The sequence below is a fragment of the Natrinema halophilum genome, from assembly GCF_013402815.2.
GTDB lineage: Archaea > Halobacteriota > Halobacteria > Halobacteriales > Natrialbaceae > Natrinema > Natrinema halophilum.
The window spans coordinates 2,137,110-2,160,206 of the sequence record NZ_CP058601.1 but is presented as its reverse complement, the minus strand read 5'-3'; the positions used below and the strand labels follow the sequence as shown (position 1 = coordinate 2,160,206).

General features: G+C 61.9%; 21 protein-coding genes. 13 read left to right on the top strand and 8 right to left on the bottom strand.

From position 1 onward, the window contains the following. Positions 1-158: 158 nt before the first annotated feature. Complete coding sequence (locus HYG82_RS31285; RefSeq protein ID WP_179260973.1) at positions 159-764, top strand: undecaprenyl diphosphate synthase family protein; 606 nt, start codon at positions 159-161, stop codon at positions 762-764. 133 nt (positions 765-897) lie between these two features. Here HYG82_RS31285 and HYG82_RS31280 read toward each other — a convergent pair whose 3' ends face one another. Continuing rightward, complete coding sequence (locus HYG82_RS31280) at positions 898-1,041, bottom strand: hypothetical protein (RefSeq protein ID WP_179260972.1); 144 nt, start codon at positions 1,039-1,041, stop codon at positions 898-900. A 136-nt stretch (positions 1,042-1,177) separates the two neighbouring features. Between HYG82_RS31280 and HYG82_RS31275 the strand changes: the two genes are divergently transcribed. Continuing rightward, positions 1,178-2,302 (top strand): RNA-guided endonuclease TnpB family protein, encoded by a 1,125-nt coding sequence (locus HYG82_RS31275; protein ID WP_425495422.1) that lies wholly within the window; start codon positions 1,178-1,180, stop codon positions 2,300-2,302. Between the two features lie 52 nt (positions 2,303-2,354). On the opposite strand, the gene HYG82_RS31270 is transcribed toward HYG82_RS31275, so the two are convergent. Both HYG82_RS31270 and uppS read right to left on the bottom strand, forming a co-directional pair. Next, entirely contained in the window at positions 2,355-2,735 is a 381-nt protein-coding gene (locus HYG82_RS31270; protein ID WP_179260971.1) for a DUF7344 domain-containing protein, read from the bottom strand. A gap of 85 nt (positions 2,736-2,820) precedes the next feature. Beyond that, entirely contained in the window at positions 2,821-3,753 is a 933-nt protein-coding gene (gene uppS, locus HYG82_RS31265; RefSeq protein ID WP_179260970.1) for a polyprenyl diphosphate synthase, read from the bottom strand. 141 nt (positions 3,754-3,894) lie between these two features. Between uppS and HYG82_RS31260 the strand changes: the two genes are divergently transcribed. The 4 genes from HYG82_RS31260 to hemA all read left to right on the top strand — a co-directional run bounded on the left by HYG82_RS31260 (position 3,895) and on the right by hemA (position 7,472). Continuing rightward, complete coding sequence (locus tag HYG82_RS31260) at positions 3,895-4,296, top strand: DUF5778 family protein (RefSeq protein ID WP_179260969.1); 402 nt, start codon at positions 3,895-3,897, stop codon at positions 4,294-4,296. Positions 4,297-4,360: 64 nt separating this feature from the next. Next, positions 4,361-5,443, top strand: coding sequence for a siroheme decarboxylase subunit beta (gene ahbB, locus HYG82_RS31255; RefSeq protein WP_179260968.1), 1,083 nt, complete (start codon positions 4,361-4,363; stop codon positions 5,441-5,443). A 29-nt stretch (positions 5,444-5,472) separates the two neighbouring features. Beyond that, positions 5,473-6,129, top strand: a complete 657-nt coding sequence (locus tag HYG82_RS31250) for a precorrin-2 dehydrogenase/sirohydrochlorin ferrochelatase family protein (RefSeq protein WP_179260967.1) — start codon at positions 5,473-5,475, stop codon at positions 6,127-6,129. Next, positions 6,129-7,472: a glutamyl-tRNA reductase gene (hemA, locus tag HYG82_RS31245; protein ID WP_179264458.1), complete on the top strand. Its 1,344-nt coding sequence runs from the start codon at positions 6,129-6,131 to the stop codon at positions 7,470-7,472. Before HYG82_RS31250 ends, hemA begins: the two co-directional genes overlap by 1 nt. 188 nt (positions 7,473-7,660) lie before the next feature. On the opposite strand, the gene HYG82_RS31240 is transcribed toward hemA, so the two are convergent. Continuing rightward, a complete protein-coding gene (locus HYG82_RS31240) occupies positions 7,661-8,071 on the bottom strand; it encodes a DUF7124 domain-containing protein (RefSeq protein WP_179260966.1) in 411 nt (136 codons plus the stop codon). A 209-nt stretch (positions 8,072-8,280) separates the two neighbouring features. Continuing rightward, positions 8,281-9,519, bottom strand: a complete 1,239-nt coding sequence (locus tag HYG82_RS31235) for an NAD(P)/FAD-dependent oxidoreductase (protein WP_179260965.1) — start codon at positions 9,517-9,519, stop codon at positions 8,281-8,283. Positions 9,520-9,811: 292 nt separating this feature from the next. On the opposite strand from HYG82_RS31235, the gene HYG82_RS31230 reads away from it, so the two are divergent. The 3 genes from HYG82_RS31230 (at position 9,812) to HYG82_RS31220 (ending at position 13,239) form a co-directional block, all read left to right on the top strand. Further along, on the top strand, positions 9,812-10,396 hold the full coding sequence (locus HYG82_RS31230) for a DUF6149 family protein (RefSeq protein ID WP_179260964.1): 585 nt from the start codon (positions 9,812-9,814) through the stop codon (positions 10,394-10,396). A 191-nt stretch (positions 10,397-10,587) separates the two neighbouring features. Continuing rightward, positions 10,588-11,856 carry a polysaccharide deacetylase family protein gene (locus HYG82_RS31225; protein ID WP_179260963.1) on the top strand — a complete coding sequence of 423 codons (1,269 nt, stop codon included), beginning with the start codon at positions 10,588-10,590 and terminating at the stop codon, positions 11,854-11,856. A gap of 105 nt (positions 11,857-11,961) precedes the next feature. Beyond that, positions 11,962-13,239 carry an MFS transporter gene (locus tag HYG82_RS31220; RefSeq protein WP_179260962.1) on the top strand — a complete coding sequence of 426 codons (1,278 nt, stop codon included), beginning with the start codon at positions 11,962-11,964 and terminating at the stop codon, positions 13,237-13,239. Positions 13,240-13,452: 213 nt separating this feature from the next. Here HYG82_RS31220 and HYG82_RS31215 read toward each other — a convergent pair whose 3' ends face one another. After that, positions 13,453-14,778 (bottom strand): ABC transporter substrate-binding protein, encoded by a 1,326-nt coding sequence (locus HYG82_RS31215; protein WP_179260961.1) that lies wholly within the window; start codon positions 14,776-14,778, stop codon positions 13,453-13,455. Between the two features lie 249 nt (positions 14,779-15,027). Here HYG82_RS31215 and HYG82_RS31210 point away from each other — a divergent pair, with 249 nt between their 5' ends. The 4 genes from HYG82_RS31210 (at position 15,028) to HYG82_RS31195 (ending at position 21,225) form a co-directional block, all read left to right on the top strand. Beyond that, complete coding sequence (locus HYG82_RS31210; RefSeq protein ID WP_179260960.1) at positions 15,028-18,210, top strand: methyl-accepting chemotaxis protein; 3,183 nt, start codon at positions 15,028-15,030, stop codon at positions 18,208-18,210. Between the two features lie 133 nt (positions 18,211-18,343). Next, positions 18,344-19,222 carry a homoserine kinase gene (locus tag HYG82_RS31205; RefSeq protein ID WP_179260959.1) on the top strand — a complete coding sequence of 293 codons (879 nt, stop codon included), beginning with the start codon at positions 18,344-18,346 and terminating at the stop codon, positions 19,220-19,222. A 4-nt stretch (positions 19,223-19,226) separates the two neighbouring features. After that, positions 19,227-19,556 carry a hypothetical protein gene (locus HYG82_RS31200; protein ID WP_179260958.1) on the top strand — a complete coding sequence of 110 codons (330 nt, stop codon included), beginning with the start codon at positions 19,227-19,229 and terminating at the stop codon, positions 19,554-19,556. 151 nt (positions 19,557-19,707) lie between these two features. Further along, complete coding sequence (locus tag HYG82_RS31195) at positions 19,708-21,225, top strand: DUF7289 family protein (RefSeq protein ID WP_179260957.1); 1,518 nt, start codon at positions 19,708-19,710, stop codon at positions 21,223-21,225. 35 nt (positions 21,226-21,260) lie between these two features. On the opposite strand, the gene HYG82_RS31190 is transcribed toward HYG82_RS31195, so the two are convergent. Both HYG82_RS31190 and pdxS read right to left on the bottom strand, forming a co-directional pair. Then, complete coding sequence (locus HYG82_RS31190; RefSeq protein WP_179260956.1) at positions 21,261-22,040, bottom strand: hypothetical protein; 780 nt, start codon at positions 22,038-22,040, stop codon at positions 21,261-21,263. Between the two features lie 98 nt (positions 22,041-22,138). Continuing rightward, positions 22,139-23,047 carry a pyridoxal 5'-phosphate synthase lyase subunit PdxS gene (pdxS, locus tag HYG82_RS31185; protein ID WP_179260955.1) on the bottom strand — a complete coding sequence of 303 codons (909 nt, stop codon included), beginning with the start codon at positions 23,045-23,047 and terminating at the stop codon, positions 22,139-22,141. Positions 23,048-23,097: the final 50 nt, after the last annotated feature.

Genomic DNA, 23,097 nt, shown 5'->3' with positions numbered 1-23,097 from the left:
TACCGGTTCCTTTCTGTGGCGATTACTTCAAGGTTCGTGAACCCGCTCGAGCCGGTTTTATCGCCGTCAGCGGCCGGGATAGCGGGGAAGTTCGTCTCCGCCAATCCGGGCGGGGACGACCCGTAACCCGTATCACATCGGCCGAGAAAATCACTGTCGTGGGAGTTTACGAACGGTATCTCGGGCTCAGGATTCGTCGCCACGGGGCCGATCCGCCCGATCACGTTGCGCTCGTGATCACCGAACGCGACCTGCTGGAACGGGGGGCCTACGAAACGCTCACCAAGTTCTTCGAGTGGGCGGTCGAGTACGCGTCACAGATAACCGTCTACGTGAGCGTCCTCGACGCGGCCGCGGTGCCTGCTCTGCGTCGCGAACTCGAGACGCTCGACGCACCCCGGGAGGTCGCCGTTCGCGGACCCGAAGACAGGACACGGGCCGATGCGCCGATCCAGATCGGAATCGGTCTCGGCGGGAAACACGAGTTTACCAGCGCCGTTCGAACGCTCGCCGAGCGGGTCGACGCCGGTGATCTCGAACCCGACGAAATCGACGATCAACACGTCGAAAGCCACCTCGTGTTCCAATCGGAGCCGGATCTCGTTATCAAGACCGGCGCAGAACGGCTTTCGGATTTCATGATCTGGCAGTCGGTCTACTCGGAACTGTATTTCACGGACGTGAACTGGCGGGATTTCCGGAAACGGGATTTCCTGCGAGCGGTCCGAGAATACTGCAATCGATCGCGTCGGTTCGGCCGATAGGCGGTCGCACTACCTGTAACAGCGAGAGAGTCCTGCCCTTCCCGTGAGGGACGAGTGTTCCGACGTTCTGTCGGAACTGAGGATCGAACAGGGCGGGCGTGAATCGCGGTAACTCCTGTGTGAAACCGCCGCATTACTGCTGGTCTGGAGTCTCCAACGTGTCGAGTCCTGTTTCTAGCACCTCGATATACGCTTCATCGAGCGACTGGTCGGTTGCTTCGGCGTAGTCTTTCACCCGTCCGTGGAGTCCATACGAAATATCTATTGCTGGTCGCATTGTCTCACAAGACTTATTTGACGCGAAGACGTGATAACGATTGTGGTATGAAGCGTACCAACACGTTCACCGTGCGACCGCTCTCCGATACCGGAGAGCAACTGCTACGGGATCTGTTGGACGCTTCCGCCGCTCTCTGGAACTCCGTGGCAACGAGGACGATGGGCGACAACTCAAAGGCGTCATTCGCAACACGTCATACACCGTCGAATGGGGCGACCGCTCCCGACTTGAGATACTGGTTGGGAGTGAGTTGAAAGACCGATACGACCACACCGGGCGTCTCCGCTTGGAGATCGCTGGCGACCCGACTTGGCCCGACTACGAGAAACAGGGCCGGTTGGACCTGTGGGACGACGAGACTGATTGCACGTTCAGGGCTTCGCAACCCGTGACTGTTTCTGACGATGCACGGGCAACTCCACTGGCCGCAGAGACGGCCGCTCTGGACATTGGTGCGAACAATCTCGTCGCCTGTACCACGACGACCGGCGAGCAATACCTGTACGAGGGCCGTGAGTTGTTCCAGCGGTTCCGCGAGACGACGCGAGAAATCGCCCGGTTGCAGTCGAAACTCGAAGAAGGCCAATACAGCAGCGGGCGTATCCGGCGACTGTATCGGAAGCGAACCCGTCGCCGCGACCACGCTCAAGAAGCGTTGTGTCGTGACCTGCTGGAACGACTGTACGAGGAGGGCGTGGACACAGTGTATATCGGTGGCCTGACCGACGTGCTGGACACGCACTGGTCGGTCGAGACCAACGCCAAGACCCACAACTTCTGGTCGTTCAAGAAATTCACCGAGCGACTGGTCTGTACCGCCGAGGAATACGGTATCTCGGTCGAAGTCCGGTCGGAAGCGTGGACCAGCCAAGAGTGCCCGCAGTGTGGCGGCACAGACCGACCGACACGGCATCAGGACACGCTCACCTGTCCGTGTGGGTTTGAGGGGCACGCCGATCTCACAGCGTCAGAAACGTTCCTGAAGCGGCACACAGAACAGGCCGTCAGGCCGATGGCACGGCCCGTGTCCTCGGAAATCAAAGAGTTCCGGGATGTCGTCAGAAATCAGTCGATTTCTGACTGCAAGCGGGATCTTCGATCCCGCAATGCCGAAAACGCGCAGCGTTTTCGAGCACGATTCGAGGGGGACGACCACGACTGGTCGGGGACACCACACCCCCACGAACGTCCCAAAGAACAGCGCACAGACCCGAGTACCGTCCACCGTGACGGGAATGTTGCCTCCGGCGAGTCGTAGACCGGCTGGGACTTCCACGGAGGAAACCCTGGCGTTCACGCCGGGGAGGATGTCATGTTGGCGAACTGTTCGTGCCCGGTGAGTCGGAATCGTCTCTGAGTTCCGTAATCGGCGTATCGACTGCAACGACTGGCCGATCGAGGTACACCAATCCTGCGTCGCGATCGTACTCGAGGATGCCGTGTGACTCGAGTTTCGGTAGAATCACGTGAACGAGCGAGACGCGGACGTCGTATGTATCCCCGTCGTCCCGACTGCAAACGATATCGATCAGTTTGCTGACCGGAAGCGGCGGTCCGCACGACGAGAGGACGTGGAGAGTGAGGCGAGTCCGGGGGTTTGTGAGGAGCGCGTACGCTTCGTCGAGGGACACATCGGTGAGCCGAACGAACCGCTCGACGTCGACAGCGGGCGCGGTTTCGAGGGACGACATCGCCGGAATTGTTGCTATATTTACTGATAAAAGTTATGGTGTGTGGTAACACGACATATCTGTTACGTCGGGAGACTCACATCCGTCAGTCGGCCGCCCGGCCACTCGAGTCGTTGGCCTCGACGTCCCTGGAATCGGGTCGTTCGGCTGATGGAAGGGAATCGCGGAATCGGTCGACGATCGAGTGGGCTTCGACGAGTTCGGGTTCGCTGATAGCGCCGAGAAGTGCAAGCGCTCGTCGAGCACGAGTCCGTCGCCAGGATTCTTCCCGGTGTTCGTACGTGCGGATCCCGCGCAGGAAGTCGGCTTTCGAGAACTCAGGCCAGTACGGAGTACAGAAGAACACGGCTGCCTCGTTGCCGTTGGCGTGCCAGGGGAGAAAGTTCGACGTGCGCTCGTCGCCGCCAGTTCTGATGATCAGGTCGACGTCGCGGACGGGCCGGTCGTACAGTCGGTCTTCGATGTCCTCGACGTCGATCTCGTCCGGCTCGAGGTCGCCATCGTCGACGCTGTCGGCGACGCCGCGAACGGCTTCGAGTAACTGTGCGCGACCGCCGTAGGCCAGTGCGATGTTGAGGACGAACCGGTCGTAGTCTCGGGTTTGCTCCTCGGCGAAGGCGACGGCTTCCCGAACTCGGTCCGGGAGTTGTTCGACGTCGCCGAGGGCCCGAATACGGACTTCGTTATCGTGGACGCGTTCAGCCTCTGCGAACTTTCGAAGCTTCTCACAGAGCAAATCGAACAGTGCCTCGTTTTCTTCGTCGGGCCGCTCGAAGTTCTCAGTCGAGAACGCATACAGGGTGAGTTCCTCGACGCCGATATCGTGGCACCACTCGAGTATTTGTTCGGTCGTTTCGGCACCGGCACGGTGGCCCTCGTGGGCGGTACCACCATGCTTTCGGGCATACCGTCGGTTACCGTCCTGAATCACCGCGACGTGGGTCGGCGCGCCGGAAATTTCTCGCGAGAGCAGCCGCTCGTAGGCCGCATCGACGCGCTGACGGAGCCACCGCTTCATTATCCACCAAAAGGTCACCGATAACTATGTGTCTTGTGTGTTACGATTCGTCAATCCGAGCGGCGCCGTGGTAGGTCGGTTACGGCCAGCCGAGCGCTCGAATCGTGACGGCTATCCGTTCCGCGCGTGAACGATCCACCGATGGCAGACGCTACCGACGACGATCTCTACCAGCGGACCAGGGCGCTGCTCGAACCCGGCGACATCGAACTGAATGGGGCGATCGTTCACACCGATTTCGACGGCAGCGAGGACGTCAAGATGATGCAGGCGACGATCGACGTCGGCGACATCATCGCCGAACATTCGGGATACGATCCGAACGACTGCTTCGTTTACTCGGGCAACGACGATACGGATTTCTCCTCGAATCAGCATCAAGGTCTGACTCTCGAGGACGAAGCATTCGTCTGGGAATGCCAGCAGTTACTGCGTCAGGGTAGTTTCGACATCGTCATCTACTACGAAGCGAGCGCAGATCACGAAGCGATCCTCGCGGACGTTCGTGCCCTCGGATTCGACGTAACGGGCGTCGAAGGCTGAACGGACCGTTGCGTGATCGGACAGTCCCGGTTCGCTTATACGACCGCAGTCCCGACGGACAGGTATGTCCACGGACGTCGACCTCAGCGAACGCGAGCGGGCGGTCGTCAACGCTTTTCAGGGCGGGTTCCCAGTCGTGGAGCGGCCCTTCGAACCCGCTGCAGACGCAATGTGCGATCGCGGGGTCGACATCGACGCACACGAGTTACTCGAGACCGTTCGAACCCTCGACGAACGAGGCGTCCTCTCGCGGTTCGGCCCCCTAGTCAACGCACAGGAAATCGGCGGTGCAGCGACGCTCGTGGCAATGCACGCGCCCGAAGACCGATTCGACGAGATCGTCGAGCTCGTCAACGATCACCGCGAGGTCGCCCACAACTACGAGCGCGAACACCCGCATCTGAACGTCTGGTTCGTCGTGAGCGTTGCCGACGAAGACCGCGTCGAGGGGGTTCTCGCGGAGATCGAAGCCGAGACGGGGCAGGAAACGCACAACCTACCGAAACGAGAGGAGTTTCGCGTCGAGGCCAAGTTCTACGTCGACGGTCCGCTCGACGGTGGGAGAGACGACGAAGAGGCAGGGATCGATCTCACCCATCTCGGTCCGACGGTCGCGCCGACCGACGAGTCCGCCCTTTCGCCGGCCGAGCGGGACCTCGTCCTCGAGGTGCAGGACGGACTTCCGCTCACCGAAACGCCGTACGGCGACGTGGCCGACGCGATCGGACAGGAACCAGAGTGGGTACTCGAGACGATCACGCGGTTCGAACGCGACGGAAAAATTCGCCGGATCGGCGTCGTCCCGAATCACTACGCGCTCGGCTACACGGAAAACGGGATGACGGTCTGGAACGTTCCGGACGAACTGGTCCCGGAGGTCGGCCCCGATGTCGCTTCGCTGCCGTTCGTCACCCACTGCTACCGGCGACCCCGCCACGAGGACGTCTGGCCGTACAACTTCTTCGCGATGACCCACGGCCGCAACGAGGCGGAGAGCAAACGGCGCATCGAGCAGGTACGACGGACCATGGCCGACCACTGGAACGTAACCGACGACGACTGGGACACCCTGTTTTCGACGAACATTTTGAAGAAAACCGGAATTCGAATGGCAGAGCGAGCTGATGCCAATACCAGAGAGCGATAACTCCTGAATACTGGAACACATTCGCCACAATGATACCACTTCTGCACGATTTCACGGATGCGACGGTACTCGTCTTCGGCGGTGGTCCCGTCGGCGCCCGGAAGGCCCGGCGGTTCGCCTGCGAAGCTCGGGTCATCGTCGTCAGCCCGACGTTCGGCGACCGTGATTTCGGCGGCGCCGAACTGATCCGCGCACTCCCGGCCCCCGAGGACGCTGCCGACTGGCTGGAGCGGGCCGCGCCCGCCCTCGCCGTTGCAGCGACGGATGACGCGGCGATCAACGAGGCGGTCGCCGACGCGAGCCGCGAGCGTGGTATCCTCGTCAACCGTGCGGATCGATCGGGCGAGCGCGACGCCGGTAGCGTCGTCGTTCCCGCTACCGTGCGCGACGATCCCGTCGTCGTCTCGATTGCGACTGGCGGGACTGCGCCCGCACTGAGCAAGCATCTTCGACAGGAACTCGAGGAGACGCTCGACGGGGCCGGCGAGATGGCCCGGGTCTGTGCAGGCCTCCGTGAGGAGCTCAAAGACCGAAACGTGCCGGCCGAACGCCGCCGGTCGGTCGTCACCGACGTCGTCAATTCTCCGGACCTTTGGACAGCTTTACGTACGGGTACTTCCAACTGTCCCCAAGTGATCGAGGACGTGCTCGCCGACGAACTGTCTACTGGGGGTGAACGGCCGTGATATCGACCGGGGTCGTCACCGCAGCGCGAGTTACCCACGAGAGTGGCAGCGTCGATCAGCTCGCCGCTGCCAGTCCCGAGAGTCAGCAGGCCGCTGTAACGGAGTTGCTGACCGTTCCAGGAATCGAGGAAGCGTACGTCCTCTCGACGTGTAACCGGGTCGAAGCGTACGTCGTCGGCCCGGACCACGCCATCGGCCGGGCCGCTCTTCAGGAATTCTTTGCCGGGGCCGACGACGACGCCGTCGTCACGACACACCACGACGAAAGCCTCAGGCACCTGCTTCGAGTCGCCGCCGGCCTCGAATCAGTGATCCTCGGCGAGGATCAGATCCTCGGCCAGGTCCGAACCGCCTACGAAGACGCCCGCGACGCCGATGGCATCGGTTCGATGCTCGAAGCCGCAGTCACGAAAGCGATACACGTCGGGGAGCGCGCTCGCACCGAGACCGCGATCAACGACGGAGTCGTATCGCTGGGATCGGCGGCAACGCGACGCGCCGGAGAGGAACTCGACCTCGAAGGGGCGACTGCGCTCGTCGTCGGCGCCGGCGAGATGGGGCAACTCGCAGCACGCAATCTCGAGTCCGCTGGCGTCGGCGAACTCGTCGTTGCCAATCGAACCGTCGCCCACGCCGAATACATCGTCGACGACGTCGACGACGAGACCGACGCCAGCGTCGCACCGCTCGAGAACCTCGATACGGTTGCCGCTCGCGCGGACATCGTCGTTACCGCGACCGCGAGCGAGGAACCGATACTCGAACCGCGCCATCTCGAGGAGGCAGAGGCGGGAGCAACCGATACCGAACAGGTAATCGTCGATCTCGGTCAGCCGCGCGACGTCGCGCCGACGACGGATGCGTTACCCGCGGTTCGGGTCTTCGATCTGGACGATCTCGAGTCGGTTACTGTAGAAACCCGTGAGCAACGGGCCGACGCCGCTCGTGAGGTCGAAGCGATGATCGAACGCGAATTTACGCTTCTGGCGGAACAATACAAACGCGCTCGCGCCGACGAGGCGATCGCCGCGATGTACGAATCAGCAGAACGTATCAAAGACCGAGAAGTCGAGACGGCCCTTTCGCGACTCGACGGCGACGGGGCCTCCGAAGCACAGCGCGAGGTCGTCGAAGCGATGGCCGACTCGCTCGTGAATAAACTACTCGCCCCGCCGACCAAAAGCCTGCGTGAAGCGGCGGCTGAAGACGACTGGAGCACCATCCACACCGCTCTCCAGTTGTTCGATCCGGAGTTCGGTGCGAACGACGGGCCGATCGCACCGTCGTCGATCGCCACCGTGACGAACGGCAATCCGGGCATCAGTGCCACGGACGACGATTGATCGGTTTCCGGGCCCGTCACGTCGAAGTGAGGCGATTGAATCGCACAACAGTCACCGGCCGGTGCTGGTCGTCTCATAGCGACAGAACGTACCACCGGCGAACGCCCGTTTGTCGTCGGTGAGCGAGGAACGAAAGAACACCGCCGCCTTCTCTGGCCGATCCGGCCAGGTCAGGTATCCGTTGACTCTCAGGGCCAGTCGTCGCGGACCGGTTCCGCGTCTTCGTCTTCGTCTTCGGCGTGGGTCGCCAGAATCCAGTCGGCCGCTTCGGACGCGTCCTCGACGGCGAGATACTCCCAGCCGACCGTTTCGGCCAACTCCTCGTCTTCGTCGCTGGCCCCGATGTAGACGTAGCGTTCGGTGTCGAACTGATCTTTGACGCCCTCGAGGCTCTCTTCTTTTCCGCGTGGACCGGAGAAGAAATCCTGACGGATTCTGTTCTTCCGCGTGAAGTTCGTTACGACGTAGGTCGGCTTCTCGGAGACGACGCCGATGTACTCGGTCCAGCCTCTGGCATCCTCGAATACGCGCTCGGGCGAGGCGAGTTCCGTTAGCGCCTCGAGCTCAAATGCCAGGGTCATGTCGCTTTCGCCGTTCATGCGTTACCGAAGGTTCGCAGGCGGGAAAACGACTTCGATACGGTTGCCGATAGGGCAACGCGGTCGGCCAAACGCCGACGGTGCGGTTGCAGTTGACGCTGTCGTCGCCAGTACGGCCGGTTTTCTGCCACGCTCGAGGAAAGTCGTCGCGAGCGAAACCGATTGGATCGAAGCCGGAAGAAATGGACGACTCGTGAGTTCGGGATCGGTTACTGTTCCTGTTGGGGCGCGAGGTTGTCGAGGTCGACAGACTGCTCCATGAGCACGTCTGCCTGATCGGCGACGACACGCTGTTCGCGCATGAGTTGCTTGAACGTGCTCTGGGGTGAGAGGTCGCCGATGAGGACGCCGCCGACGATCTTGCCGTCTTTGAAGGCAACGCGGCGCCACTCGGTGTCGCTGTAGCGGCGTTCGGCGTGTTCGTCGCCCAGCGTCGGGTGGCCGAAGGAGAGAAACGGGAAATCGAAGTGCGTAATCGAGTACGAGGAGACCCACTGAAATTCCTCGGCGTCGTCGTCGGCGGCCATATTGATCGCGGCGACCCGACCCTGTTCCTTGGCCGAGCCCCAGGACCCGTTCTGAGCGTGCTCGCCGAGCAGGACGTCGTAAAATCGTGTGATGTCACCCGCGGCGTAGACATCGTCGACGCTCGTCTGCATGTATTCGTCGACGACGATGCCGTTTTTCTCCTCGATGCCCGCTCCGCGAAGATACTCGGTGTTGAACGACAACCCGATCGCGACACCCGCGAAGTCGCAGTCGTAGCGGTCGCCGTTCGGATCGACTGCGGCGGTGACGTGTCCGTCGTCGTCGGTTTCGAAATGGTCGACGCCGCTGTCGAAGACGGGTTCGACGCCAACTTCTCGCATCCCATCGTGCATAATCTCTGCCCCGTCGGCCGAGAGGGCGTAGCGCCACCATCGGTCTCCGCGCATCACGTAGTCGGCCTCGATGCCCTGTGCACCACAGACGGCCGCGAAGTCGATGCCGAGAAGCCCCGCACCGACGATGACTCCTTTGTCGGCTCGTTCGGCGTGCTCGCGGATTCCGCGGGCGTCCTGGAACGTCCAGAAGTGGTGTATTCCGTCCGCGTCGCTGTTCTCGACGGGCAGTTGCGTCGGCGTTCCACCGGTGGCGACGAGCAGTTTGTCGTACGGAATATCTCCGCTATCGTGGGTGTACACGATCTTTTCGTCGGTATCGACGCTCGTCACGTGTGTGTTCAACGAGAGGTCGATGTCGCGTTCCTCGTACCACCCCTCGTCGTGGATCGAAATCGGCGCTTCGGGGAGCTTTCCTTTCGCGTGTTCCTTGATCAGAATCCGATTATACAGCGGCTCCCCCTCATCGGTGATGACGGTAATCTTCGCGTCCGGGTCTTCCTCCCGGAGGGTCTCGGCAGCCGAACTACCCGAGATCCCGTCACCGATGATGACGTACTGAGTCATATCTCGAACGTTCGTAATGCGGGTTAAAGTGGGTTGCTATCTCGTCTATTTTGCCGGATGAGGTGTCATGACACAACAATCGTCAACTGAACGCCGAATCCGTTTACCGACGTGTATACGACCGTACGAGGCTGGACGCGTCTCTCGAGCAGGCAACGATTGCTGCTACCTCTGACGGATTCCCGTCTCGCGGCGGCGATCGAGCGCACGGAAAGCGATCGATATCGAACGGGAGTCGATCCGAACACTGCTGTCCGAACCGTTCTTTAGTGTCTGCCCCCAACGCTGATCTATGAAACTCCGACAGAACGTGAAACACTTCGCCTATCGGAAAGCCCTCGAAACGCCGGGAATCCGATCTGTCGCCAACTCGGGTCTCGTCTCACTCCATACCAAAATTTTTGCCGGCAAGGCCGATCCCGACCGCGCAGACGAACGAACGGCCCACCTCGACGGACTCTTCGACGCGACGATGGACAGTTACCTGCGGGCACTTCAGGAGGGCTATTCCGAGGCCGAAGCCCGCGAAATAACCCACATTCAGGCCAACTTCGACTTCTACAACCACGGCTGGACCGAGATGATGGAGTTCCCGGTCGACGAACTCGAGACCCACTACGATCGCTACCGGGAGTTCTTCGAGCGGTGGGACGTGACGATCGACGAGCCCCTCGGTCAGTTCGCACCGCCAGAAGGACTGCCCGATGCCCCGTCGACGCCGGACAAACTCGACGATCCCGAACATCCACACGCGGAGGGGGGCTTCGCCGACGACGTCTACGTCGAAACCGAGGACGGTGAACTCGTCGTCGGCGGAGTGGACGAACCCGACGAGGTCGACGTTTCCCAGGCCGTCGGTACTCGCGACGAAGACTGAGTCCATCATCGTCGACTGATCTATCCACCGATCTTCAAGAGGTCGACGTAAATTCGTCGCTGCACCGCTTGGTTCGCATTCCGACGAACGGACGACGTACCGACGCGTTCCGACGCTCCAACGTTACTGTCGGTCGAGCGTGACAGTAAGGACGCCGTAACAATACATCCGGATGACGTGTCCTGTCGCCAATGCACCGACGAACGTATCTCGCGGCAGCAGCGACGCTCCCGCTCGCGGGGTGTGCCGGGTCGGAAACGAGTTCCCCCTCGTCAGCGGCCGATCCGGCGAACGACGCTGGAAACGGAGACGGGGAACCCGAAAGCGCTACTCCGTCCGACCGCTCGACGGATGACCCCGAATTAGCCGGCACCGTCGACGATTTCGAGGATCTGACCACCTGGGATATCCTCGGCGGCGCCCTCTCACCGGCTTCCGATCGGGCCGTCGTCGGCACGCAGAGCGGTCGCCTCGAGATTCCGGCGGCCGAACCGAACGGCGGCCTCGCGCGGCGGTTTTCGAATCCGATAGATTGTTCGGACGTCGTTCCTGGCGTCGCCGTCGCATCGGACGCCCTCGTCGTCCCCGTGGTGCGACTCGTCGACGTCGACGGGAACCGCGTCGATTACCGGCGAGCGATCAAGGCCGATCTACCACTCGCTCGGTACAATTTCGGCGTCAAAGAGATCGCAGGCGGGTTCGATCCGACTGCGGTCGAGGAGGTCCAGCTACTCGTTTGGACTGGCGAGGGAGCGTCCGGGTCGGTCTGGTTCGACGACCTCCACTTCGTGCCTCGGCCGGAGCGGGGGAAGGTGATGTTCCAGTTCGACGACGCTCACGTGACCGACTACACCGAGGCGCTGCCGATACTCGAGGAGTACGATTACCCCGCAGTCTCGTTCGTGACGACCGGCTACGTCGACGAAGGCGACGTCGGGGGAGATACCCGGCTATCGACCGACCAGATCCACGAACTCCACGACGCGGGCTGGTGTATCGCCAATCACACGGTCAGTCACGAAGATCTGCCCGAACTCACCCCCAAAGCGCAGGCAGCCGAGATCCGCGGCGGGAAAGAGTGGCTGATCGATCGGGGGCTCGAGGCGGGCGCCGACTACTTCGCGTACCCCTTTGGCGCGTACGACGCATCGACGCTCGAGATCGTCGCGAACCACCACGACATCGCATTCGCCGGTGGCATGCCAGCCCAGGGATACCTGTCGAACACCGCCCAAGCCTCGCGGTTCGGCGAGCCAAGCGTCGAGCGAGCGCGAACGGCGATCGAGCGCACGGCATCGATGCGAGGAATTACCTCGTTGCTCTTTCATCGACTCGAAGGCGAGCGGATCGCCGACTTCGAGGCGATTGTCGAGACGATCCGCGAGTACGAGTCTGCAGGTGCAATCGACGTGATCCTTCCTGCGGACCTCGAGCGCGAATACAGGTACCAGGGGCACTAGGGAATAGGGGCGAGGGGCACCAGGAATATTGTCACGCGTCCGTACCGCGCTGGTATCCAAGCTGCTAAGTACGCGGACTGCCCGGGTTGGGGCAACGATTCGTCCATGGCCCTGAACGCGAACGATCGGGCGATTGCGGGCTTTACGATGGCGTGTCACTCCCTCGTTCACTGGTTCGAGACCTCGATCCCGATCTTTCTGGTCGTCTGGCTGACCGAGTTCGACGTCGGCGTCACACTGTTCGGCATCGTCGTCGCGCTGGGATACGCACCGTTCGGATTAGGTGCGCTTCCCGGCGGGATCCTCGCGGATCGCTACGGCACCCGTCCGCTCATCCTGGCCTGTCTCGGCGGCATGAGCCTCGCATTTCTCGTTCTCGCGGTCGCGAACTCGATCGTCGTCATCGCGGCCGGGCTGATCCTGTGGGGTGTCGCCGCCAGCATCTACCACCCCGCCGGCCTCTCGCTCATCAGCACCGGCGTCGAAGACCGGGGCACCGTGTTCGCCTGGCACGGCATCGCCGGCAACGCCGGCATCGCGCTCGGCCCGTTCGTCGCTGCCAGCTTGCTCATATTCCTCGAGTGGTCCGTCGTCGCGGCGTTGCTCGCCATTCCGGGTGTCATCGCTGTTCTCTACGGCCTTCGCGCGGAATTCGACCCGACCGCAGCCGTGGCCGACGACAGCGATGCCGGCCCCGCCGAGGCGCTGTCACCGGCAGAACTCGTCGAAAATACGCGGACGTTGTTTGCAAGCGCGTTCGCGGTGGTCTTCGTCCTCGTCGCGTTTGAGGGCCTCTACTACCGCGGAACGCTGACCTATCTCCCGCAGATCCTCCGCGATCTTCCGGCGATCGAATCGCTCGCGCTGCCGACCGGCCTCGAGGGGATCCAGCCGGGCGACTACATCTACGTCGGGCTGTTGGTCGTCGGAATGGCGGGTCAGTACACCGGCGGGAAACTGACGAATCGCGTCGATCCGGACCGCGGGCTCGCGGCCATATTCGTCGTCCTCGTCGCGCTTGCGCTTGCGTTTATCCCGATAACGGCAGCGGGGGTGGGCCTGGGTGCGATCATCGCGCTCTGTGGGGCACTCGGCTTTTTCCTCTTCGCGATCCAGCCGTTCTACCAGAACGCCGTCGCGATTTACACGCCTCCGGACGCGCGTGGACTCTCGTATGGGTACACGTATCTCGCCGAGTTCGGCCTCGGGTCGGTAAGCATCGCACTCGGCGGTTTCGTACTCGGTGCCCTCTCTCGAACGGCGTTTTTCCTGCTGATCGGCGGATTCGCGATCGGCGGTGGCGTCTTTGCCGGTGCGCTGCTGGTCGGTCGCGGTCGGTTCCTGAACGGAAGCGGACGGTCCGAAGCGAAAGCAGACGACTGATCGTCGCGAGCGAATCGGTATCGCGCTTTCGAACACGGTCGCAAAATGCAGCCGATTGAGGCGTGCTTAAAATTCGAATGTTTTTGGCGTGCCGCTGAGCGTCGCTCTCTCGTGATCTGGTGAAACCGTTGGTTTCGCTGACCTCGCGGAGCGCCGCTCCGCTTAGTGATGAAACGCCGATAGCCGTTCGAACCAATTGATCCCCGAGGCGATTTACACCCAGGGCGGTGCTTTGTACTCCGCCGTGCGATGTTTCTCGGGCCAGACGACTTCCTGAACTCCCTCGCCGTCGTCGTTTTCCTGCCACTGGAAGTAGACGTTGTCTTCCATGTTGTACTTGAGGTCGTGAGGATACTCGTGATCCCGATCGTAGAACTCGAGCGTTCCGGCGGCACCGGTAAATGAAGTGCCTTCGAAAAATTCGACCAGCTCGTCCGAGTCGAGCGTTCCGGTCTCCTCGACGGCGTGAGCGAACAGTTTGATCGCGTCGTGCGTATGATACCCCGTGTACACCGGGTTGGATTCGCCCCATTTCTCCTGATAATTCTGGACGAACGGCCTCGTTTCCGGCGTAATTTTGCTGGTCGGCGTCGCACTGGTCTGGCTGATGCCGAACCGACAGGCACCTTTGGTCAGCTTGTAGTAGGCGGGCAGTTGCATCGGGACGTGAATCCCCCCGAACGCGAACGGCCGTGGCTGGGGGGTGACCCAGTCAAGCAGCGCGGCGGTCCCGGTATGCGCCGTCGTTATGAATGCCAGGTCCGCTTCCGCTGCCTGAACCCTGTCGTAGAGGTCCGTGAAGTCGTCAGTTTCCGGGGGATAGCGTTCCGTCAACACGACCTCGACGTCGGTATCCCCGAGGCTGTTCTGGTATACTTCCCACGGTTTCTCGGTCCACTTGTAGTCCTCGGCGATGACTGCGATCGAATCCCAGCCAACCTCGGGGGCCATTGCAGTGACGAAGTCGACCTGATTCCGTCCGAGGTCGCGGTCGTTGTTCGGCCCTGCCCGGAAGTGGTACTTGTACTTCTCGTACTCCTCTCGAACCATCTGACTCGCTTCGGTCGTTGCGGCGCCGGACGTGATGTGGATCATCTCCTGCTCTGCGATGTCGTCCATGATGTTTACGAGCACTTCGCTCGTGAAGACGCCGACAGTGACGTCCGCACCTTCCTCGAGAACGAGTCGATGATACTGGCGACGCGCCTCGAGCGGGCTTTGGCCCGTATTTCCAACGACCAGTTCGACGTTTCTGCCATTGATCGTACCGAGTCCATCGACGGCGACCTTGGCTGATCGCACCATCGATCGGCCGATGAAATTCCGATCCGGATTTGGTGCGAGCAATCCGATCGTGATCGGGACGTTCTCCCCTGCCCCACCAGCTACGGATCCGATCGTTTCCACACAGCCCGCGAGTGAAAGACTCGCCGTTCCGCTTGCAGCAGCGAGGTACCGTCGACGTTTCAGACCGATCTCTCGAGCGCTGGACGCGGCCGTTTCACCGGTTCCGTTTTTCACCCCATCACGATAAGACATTCTGGTAACTCATTCTAACTTACCAATATTAACCTTTGGGCCGTGTCATTAATACGAGTTAAACTTTGAGCGGTGGTAGAATATTGGTAATTTTATTTTCATTAAATTTAGTTATTTATAAGAAACCGTAATAGAGTATTTGAAGAAAACTAAGGGTCAACTCGTGTATCTTCCAGCGCGATCCAATTATCAACTCCGATAACCGTGGCTGGCAATTTATGTAGTGACGAAATCACGCGTTTCCTATCCATGGATTTCGCTCGACGATTGGTGCCAACAGCTATCCGACGCAGGTACGCCGTTAAATTCGGGATCGCCCTACTAATTCTGGGCATCTCGGTTGCCTTGATTGGATACGTAGCGACAGCAGCAATTTCGGATCAAGTGGAAAACCGCGTCGAGACCGATCACGCGTCTTCGGCCAGCCAGGAAGCACAGAGTCTGCAGATGTGGAACGAGCAGAACGAACATACGACCGAAATGATCGCAAGGTCGGACGTCGTCGCCAGTGACGACCCGGCAGCGATCCAACAACGATACCTCGACTGGAAGGAACATCTCGATACAGATACGTTCGATATCTCTTACGTCAATCTCGATGACGGAACGGTGAGTGCGAGTACGAACGAGTCCCTCCGCGGCGCGTCGACCAGCGAACTGAACAATATCCCATCCGAAGCCTTCTCACAGGCGAGTCAAACCGCACCCTGGGTCTCGAGCGGGTATATCTCCCAGGGAGAGTTCGGTCAGGATACTACCGTCGTCACGTACGTCCAACTTTCCGCCGAAAACGAGAACCGAGCGATCGTCTACACCGCCAATATCGAAGCGTACTCCGACAGCTTCCAGAACGAGGGCGGCGTAACGACGATGGTCGTCGACGGCAACAACGAAGTCATCCTCGATAACCAGGACTACGGCGGAGAGCACGAAGCGCTCGGTCTGAATTACAGCAACGTCGGTCTTCTGAAATCCGCGCGAACTGAAGGGGCGACCACGTACCAACTCGAAAGTTCCTCGCTTTCCTTTGTGGACGACGTATACGGCTTTGGAAACGACGGCCACTCCGAGTACGTTACCAGTTCTGCACGCGTGTTCGGCACTGATTGGGTCGTCGTGACTCACGAGCCCGCGAGCCAGGCACTCGGCTACGTGAACAATATCAGGGAATGGGGTATCCTCGCGACGATTCTCGGTGTGTTTATGGTCGGCATGGTGGGTGCCGTTCTCGGCCGAAACACGGCCACCTCGATCGACCGGCTGACCGAAAAAGCCAGCCAGATGGAGCAAGGGAACCTCAACGTCGACCTCGAGACCGAACGAATCGACAACATCGGTCGTCTCTACAACGGATTCGATTCGATGCGTGACACGCTTCGCAAGCAGATCGAAGACGCGGAAGCCGCCCGTCAGGAAGCCGAACGCGAGCGCGAACGCGTCCAGGAACTGAACGACCATCTGGAAGACAAAGCTGCCGAGTACTGCGCGGTTATGGGTCGCGCCGCAGATGGCGACCTCACCGCCCGCGCGTCGGTCGAAAGCGAAAACGAGCAGATGCAACAGATCGGTGAGGACTTCAACCAGATGCTCGAAGAGATCGAGGAAACCATCGCCGAACTCAACCGGTTCGCGACCGACGTGGCGACTGCATCCGAACAGGTGACCGCGTCGAGTGAAGAGGTCAGATCGGCCTCCCAACAGGTCACGGAATCGGTCCAGGAGATTTCTGACGGCGCGGATCGGCAGAACGAGTCGCTGCAGTCGGTCAACCAGGAGATGAGCGGTCTCTCGACCACGACCGAGGAGATCGCCGCCTCCTCGAATGAGGTCGCCGACATCGCCGAACGGACCGTCGACACCGGCCGGGAAGGACAGGAAGCGGCCCAGGAGGCGATCGCCGCGATGGACGAGATCGAGACCGAAGCTGGCAGTGCTGTCGCCGAGATGCGACGGCTCGAAGAAGAGGTCCAGCAGATCGACGAACTGATCAATTCGATTTCCGAAATCGCTCGCCAGACGAACATGCTGGCATTGAACGCCAACATCGAGGCCTCACGTTCCGCAGGCGGCAGCAGCGATGACGAAGGGTTCGCCGTCGTGGCGAAGGAAGTCAAGGCCCTCTCCGAGGACGTCGCCGAGGCAGCCGACGAGGCCGAAGACCGACTCGAGGCGATCCGAGAACGGACCGAAGAGTCCGCCGCCGAGGTCGAGGGGACGAGCTCCAACATCGAAGACGCCAGCGATCAGGTTCAGGAAGCGGTCACCGCGCTCGAGGAGATCGCCGAACTCGCCCAAGAGACCAACGTGGGTGTACAGGAGATTTCCGCGGCAACCGAAGAGCAGGCGGCTTCGACCCAGGAAGTCGTCTCGATGGTCGACGGCGCGGCGACGATCTCGGAAGAGACGACCGCCGAAGCCGAAAACGTTGCTGCCGCGGCCGAAGAGCAGACGACTGCGTTGACCGAAGTAACGAAATCCGCGTCGAGCCTCTCTCAACAGGCCGCACAACTTTCCGAAGCGCTCGACCGATTCGACACCGATGTCGACCGCGACGACGTGTCCTTTACGTCGTCGTTCGACGTGGACGAGGAACTCGCCGTGGGCGAACCGGAATTTGACGGTGACGATGCCGCCGAGGAAACGGGCGACCAGGGCCAGGGGATCACGTTCGATACGGATGGCGACGCAGATCAGGCCGACTCGGACGGCACGCTCGCCTTCGACGATGACCAGACCGATGACGCGCTCGCATTCGGCTCTGGCGAGACGGTCGACGATAGCACCGGGCCAGTTAACGACGAATCCGAGGAGGGCGCGGCCGATCCGTTCGAGTCCGAGATGGCGACAGACGACGAGACCGAGTACGACGCGATGAAAACGCCTACGAGCGAGGGCCAGAACGGCGACCGAGATGATCTCGAGGGCGGCCTCAGTGCAGACGAGATCCTCGATCTCGAGGACAGCGACGATGGTGCTGCTGCAGGCGTCGGCGACGCTGATGGGACCGATGGACGTGCTGGCGACGATCCCGACGCGGAGGTCGATCCCGTAAACGACGGTGTCGACGCCGGGTCGACTGGAGACGCAACCCGCGAATTCGACCCTGGGTCCGAGCAGACGGAGGACTCCGATGGCGCACCCGATTCGGACGAGACAGATTCGCCGTCGTTCGAACTGGTCGACGACGATGGAAACGAGGACAGCGTTGCTGCTCCAGAGTTCACCGACGAACGGGAGCCGGATTCTTTCGACGACGTCGACGAGGACCGCGACGACTCGGCGGACGACGAATCCCCGGCTGAAATCGACCTCGACCGAGACGACGCTGCCGCCGTTTCTGACGCTGACGACGCCAACGACGCCAACGACGCCGACGATGAGGTTGATGGCGAGGACGTGTTCACGTTTGGAGCGACCAGCGACGACGAATAACTGAGAGGGCGGTTTCGACGAAGCGGATCGACGACGGCCGACCTCGACTGTTGCCTCGACGACGAGTGCTGGTTGCGACGAAGCATCGTCTTCGTTCGCTACCTTTTTGCCTGCTGTCTCGGAAGGAATCGCCATGCTCACCGTGCGGGCACCTGCGACGAGTGCGAACCTCGGGAGTGGCTTCGATGTCTTCGGCGTCGCCCTCGGAACGCCCGCCGACGTAGTCCGTGTCGAGCGCGCCCCGAAAACGACTATTACCGTGACCGGTGCCGGAAGCAAATACATCCCGGAAAACCCGGCCAAAAACACCGTCGGTGCGGTTGCGAAAGCTCTCGACGCTCCCGCCCGCATCCGAATCGACAAGGGCGTCCGTCCGTCCTCTGGACTGGGTTCCTCGGCCGCAAGCGCGGCTGCGGCCGCCGTCGCACTGAACGCATTATACGATCGCGGCCGCTCTCGGGAGGAACTCGTCCCGATCGCTGCCAAGGGTGAGGCGCTCGTCTCGGGAGAAGCGCATGCGGATAACGTCGCCCCCTCGCTTCTGGGTGGCTTTACCGTCGTCACCGATGACGGCGTTACGCAGGTCGACGCGTCCGTGCCCGTCGTCGCCTGTCTTCCCGAAATGTCCGTGTCGACGCGCGACGCCCGGGGCGTGATCCCCAAATCGGCTCCGCTCGAGGACGTCGTGGACACGGTCGGCAACGCCGCCACGCTGACCGTCGGTATGACCCGGAACGATCCCGAACTCGTCGGAAAGGGAATGTGCGACGACATCGTCACGCCCGAACGCACGAGCCTCATCGACGGGTACGAGAGGGTACGCGAGGCCGCACTCGAGGCGGGCGCGACCGGCGTGACCGTAAGCGGTGCGGGCCCGGGGATTCTGGCGGTCTGTCACCGCCAGGATCAGCGGGAGATCGCCTCGGCGATGGTCGACGCATTCGACGCTGGCGGCGTCGAAAGCCGCGCGTACCAGACCGCCGTCGGCGAGGGCGCGCGGCTGTATCGGTGAATCGATGAGCGAACGAACTGATGGCATCCTCGCGGTGATCGTACTGATGGCGTTCACTGGAGGGCTGGCCGTCACGAGTGCGCCACTGTCGGTTCCGTCCGTTGCGATCGGTGGTCTCGGGACGCTCGCTTTCGAAGCCGTCGCGTTCAGTAACAGCGACGTCGTCAGTCACTACTGGGAAAGGCGGGTCGTGCAGGCAGGGACGCTTGCCGGCGCGTTCGCGATCGTCGGCGTCGGTATCGTCGTCGCCCCCTCGAGTATTCTCTCGGCGGGAATCGGTTCACTGACGACGTACCTGCTGTTCCTCTCGTTTGTTCTCGTATCCCGGTCGTGACGGCCGACGGAGTCGGAGTACGATCGGGCGGCGCTGCCGACCGAAGGCCAACCCGAACTGCGGTAAACGACCGCTACTGCTCGGTAGGCCGGCCGTTACGGGATTGAAGACGATTGATAACTTTCCGTGACAGTCAGGAATCGGTTTCGGTATGCGGGAGGTTCTCGACACAGGATGGGCGGGGGAATCGAGGGATACCACAGCGGATGGAAATGGTTTCGACATCACGCTGACGGACCGACGCCGGGGCCAGACGCACGTTCTCGGGATCGTTCTGCTCATCGGAATCGTCGTCACTGGAAGCGCTGCGGTCGTTCTCTTCGGTGTCACCGGTCTCGACGCGTACGAATCGGCCGCCGAGATCGAACGCGCCGAACGCTCGCTGCTCGAATTCACCCACGCAACCCACACCGCTATGGGGATCAGCGGAGAATCGGTTCCCATCACTCTCGGTTCGGTCGACCACGGGTCGGTCGAGACGGACGAAGACGTCGGTCGCCTGCGCATTACCTTTGAATCCGCGTCGGGGACCGAGGTTCTGTACGACGAACCGCTCGGGGCGCACCGATACGTCAACGCAGATACCGAAATCGCGTATCAGGGCGGTGGACTGTGGCGATCCGACGGAAACGGGTCGGTCCCGGTCTCGTCGCCACCCCTCGAGTACCGGGACGGGACACTGACGTTTTCCGCCGTCCGGGTGACCGCCAGAGGAAATCGGCGAGGCGACGTCGACGGCGTCGTTCGCCAGTCCCGACCACCGACCAGCGTCGACCTCCGTGAACGCGACCGTGCCGTCGGACGGCAGGGTGGCGTCGTCCGAATCGACGTCGAGAGCGCGTACTGTGACGGATGGGAACGAGAGATCGGTGAGGCGGTTCCCGGACGCGTTACCGAAGGATGTTCGGAAGGCCGACCGGATCGCGTCCGATTCGGACTGACCGTCCCACCCGCGATCGGCACCGTCGATAGCGCCATCGCCGCCCGGGTGGTCGACGTCCACCGGAACGCGCCGCCGATCGAGGGGGTCGTGAGAGCCGAAACGGTCGACGAAGATCGGGTCGACGGTCGCGTCTTCGAGAGTGGCTATGACTATCCCTCGGCCGACGCGTACGTCGAGGCACTTGTCGAGAACTGCCAGGCCACCGAGTTCGACGATCTCGAGGGGGAAATCTCCGAACCCGGCCGCTACTGCGTCGACACGATCGACGACGACCTCACGTTCGATACGTCCGAGGGAGACATCGAAGTCGTCGTGCGCGACGCCATCGGGGACCCGAACTACGAAGAGGAGATCCGCGTCGAGGGCGAGAATGACCTGACGATCGCCGTTGACGGTCCCATCTCGGCGCGTGCGGATGCCGTGATCGGAAACGAGTCGGACCCTGGTCAGACACAGCTGCTCGTTTCGGCCGACGGAACCGTTACGACCGCGTCCGGCGGACCGACGGTCGCGGCGCTAGTCTACGCGCCGGACTCGAACGTTTCCGTTCAGGGGAACCCCACGATCGAGGGGAGCATCGTCGCCGATCACGTCGACGTTGGCAACATCAGGCCCGGCGTGATCGCGTACGACGGTCGAATCGCCGCTACCGACGTCGTGTCCGAATCGGGGTCGCCTCTCCGTTACTTCGACGTGAGCGCATACGAACTGTCGATCGACGATTGACCCCGACCCGACGTCTCATCGGACGCGGCCCCGTGTTACGGCCGCTCCGCGACGCTCCGCCAGCGTCGACTGTAGATCCGCGGGAGGGCATCGACCTTCGCATGTCGAACGTTCGCCGGCACCGTCGAGACTCTCGTAGAGACGCCGGCCGGGAGCGGGCCGTATGGTACCGACGAGACCGCAGTAGGGTTCTTCGAAACCGGCCGCCGACCGGCGTATCCAGAGCCGCGCCGCGTCGACTCGTACAGCTCCTCGAATTTCGAATGGCCGTCGATGACTCCTTTGCGAGCCGCTTTTGCGCCCTTTTTGGCCTCCTGCTGCAGCGCAGCATTCGTCGCGTCCGGTTTCACTTCGTCGACGAAGTTCCTGAGATCGGCTGCTGCCTCGGAGTCACCGGACGATCCGAACGCGTCGGGGCCGGCGACGTCCTCAAGTTCGCTCTTGAGCTGTCGCAACTCCCGTACGAAATCGGTGATGTCGACGGTATTCCAGACCTCTCGCAGTGTGATGACGTTCTCGATCGTGCTGAGGTCCAGCGCCAGATCCGGATCGTTCTCACGGATCGCGTCCGGGAGGCCGCCAAACTCGACGAGGTCCGGCAACGCCGATGCGTCGATGGCGCCCGGCAACTGCTCGAAATCGATCGTTTCGAGGAGGTCATCCACTTCCTCGACGACGTCTATGAGTTCTGCGACCGTCGCCGCCCGCGTCTCGTCCGACTCGCTGGTCGTGGTTTCCCGGAACAGCCGCTCGATTTCCGCCGTCAGTCGGTGAGCGAGTTGCTCGACGCTGGTCGGGGACAGTGCCTGACTCATACAATCGAGACGCGGTATACGCATAAAACGAGCGCGCTTGCCGATCAGACGCTGTTTCGGAGTATCGGAAAACGGAAACCAGATCCTGCTGTCGTCGGTTAGACGCCCCGGCCCTGCATCTTCTCTTCCTCGGAGAGGTCGACGTTGGCGTCGCCTTTCATCCCCTTGCCGAGGTTCTTCGAAATTTCCGCGAGCGTTTCGGGGTCGTCCCAGTTGTTGGTCGCTTCGACGATCGCTTCGGCCATCACGGGCGGGTTTTCGGCGCCGAAGATGCCGCTGCCGACGAAGATGCCGTCGCACTCGTGGTGCATCATGAGCGCGGCGTCGGCGGGCGTCGCGATGCCGCCGGCGGCGAAGTTGACGACGGGGAGCCGGCCCATTTCGGCGGTCTCGTGGACCAGTTCCGCGGGCGCTTCGATCTCGCGGGCGTAAGCTTCGCGCTCCTCGTGGCTCATCCCCTCGAGTTTGCGGATGGCGCCTTTGATGGTGCGCTGGTGGTGGACGGCCTGGTTGACGTCGCCGGTGCCGGCCTCGCCTTTGGTGCGGATCATCGCCGCGCCTTCGTCGATCCGTCGCAGCGCCTCGCCGAGGTCGCGCGCGCCACAGACGAACGGGGCGGTGAAGTCGCGCTTATCGATGTGGTAGGCGTCGTCGGCGGGCGTCAGCACCTCGCTCTCGTCGATCATGTCGACGCCGACGGCCTCGAGAATCTGGGCCTCTTTGGTGTGGCCGATGCGGGATTTGCCCATAACGGGGATCGAAACCGAGTCGACGATCTCCGCGACGTCGGCGGGGTCTGCCATCCGGGCGACGCCGCCGCGCTTGCGGATGTCTGCGGGGACGGCCTCGAGAGCCATGACAGCGACGGCGCCGGCGTCCTCGGCGATACGAGCCTGTTCGGTGTCGACGACGTCCATGATGACGCCGCCTTTCTGCATGCGCGCGAAGCCGCGCTTGACGAGTTCGGTCCCGCGACGCAGTTCCTCGAGATCGGTGTTGTCGGCCATAGTGCGCGGTTAGGAGCCACAGCACTTACACGTGTTCTTTGAAGCTGACC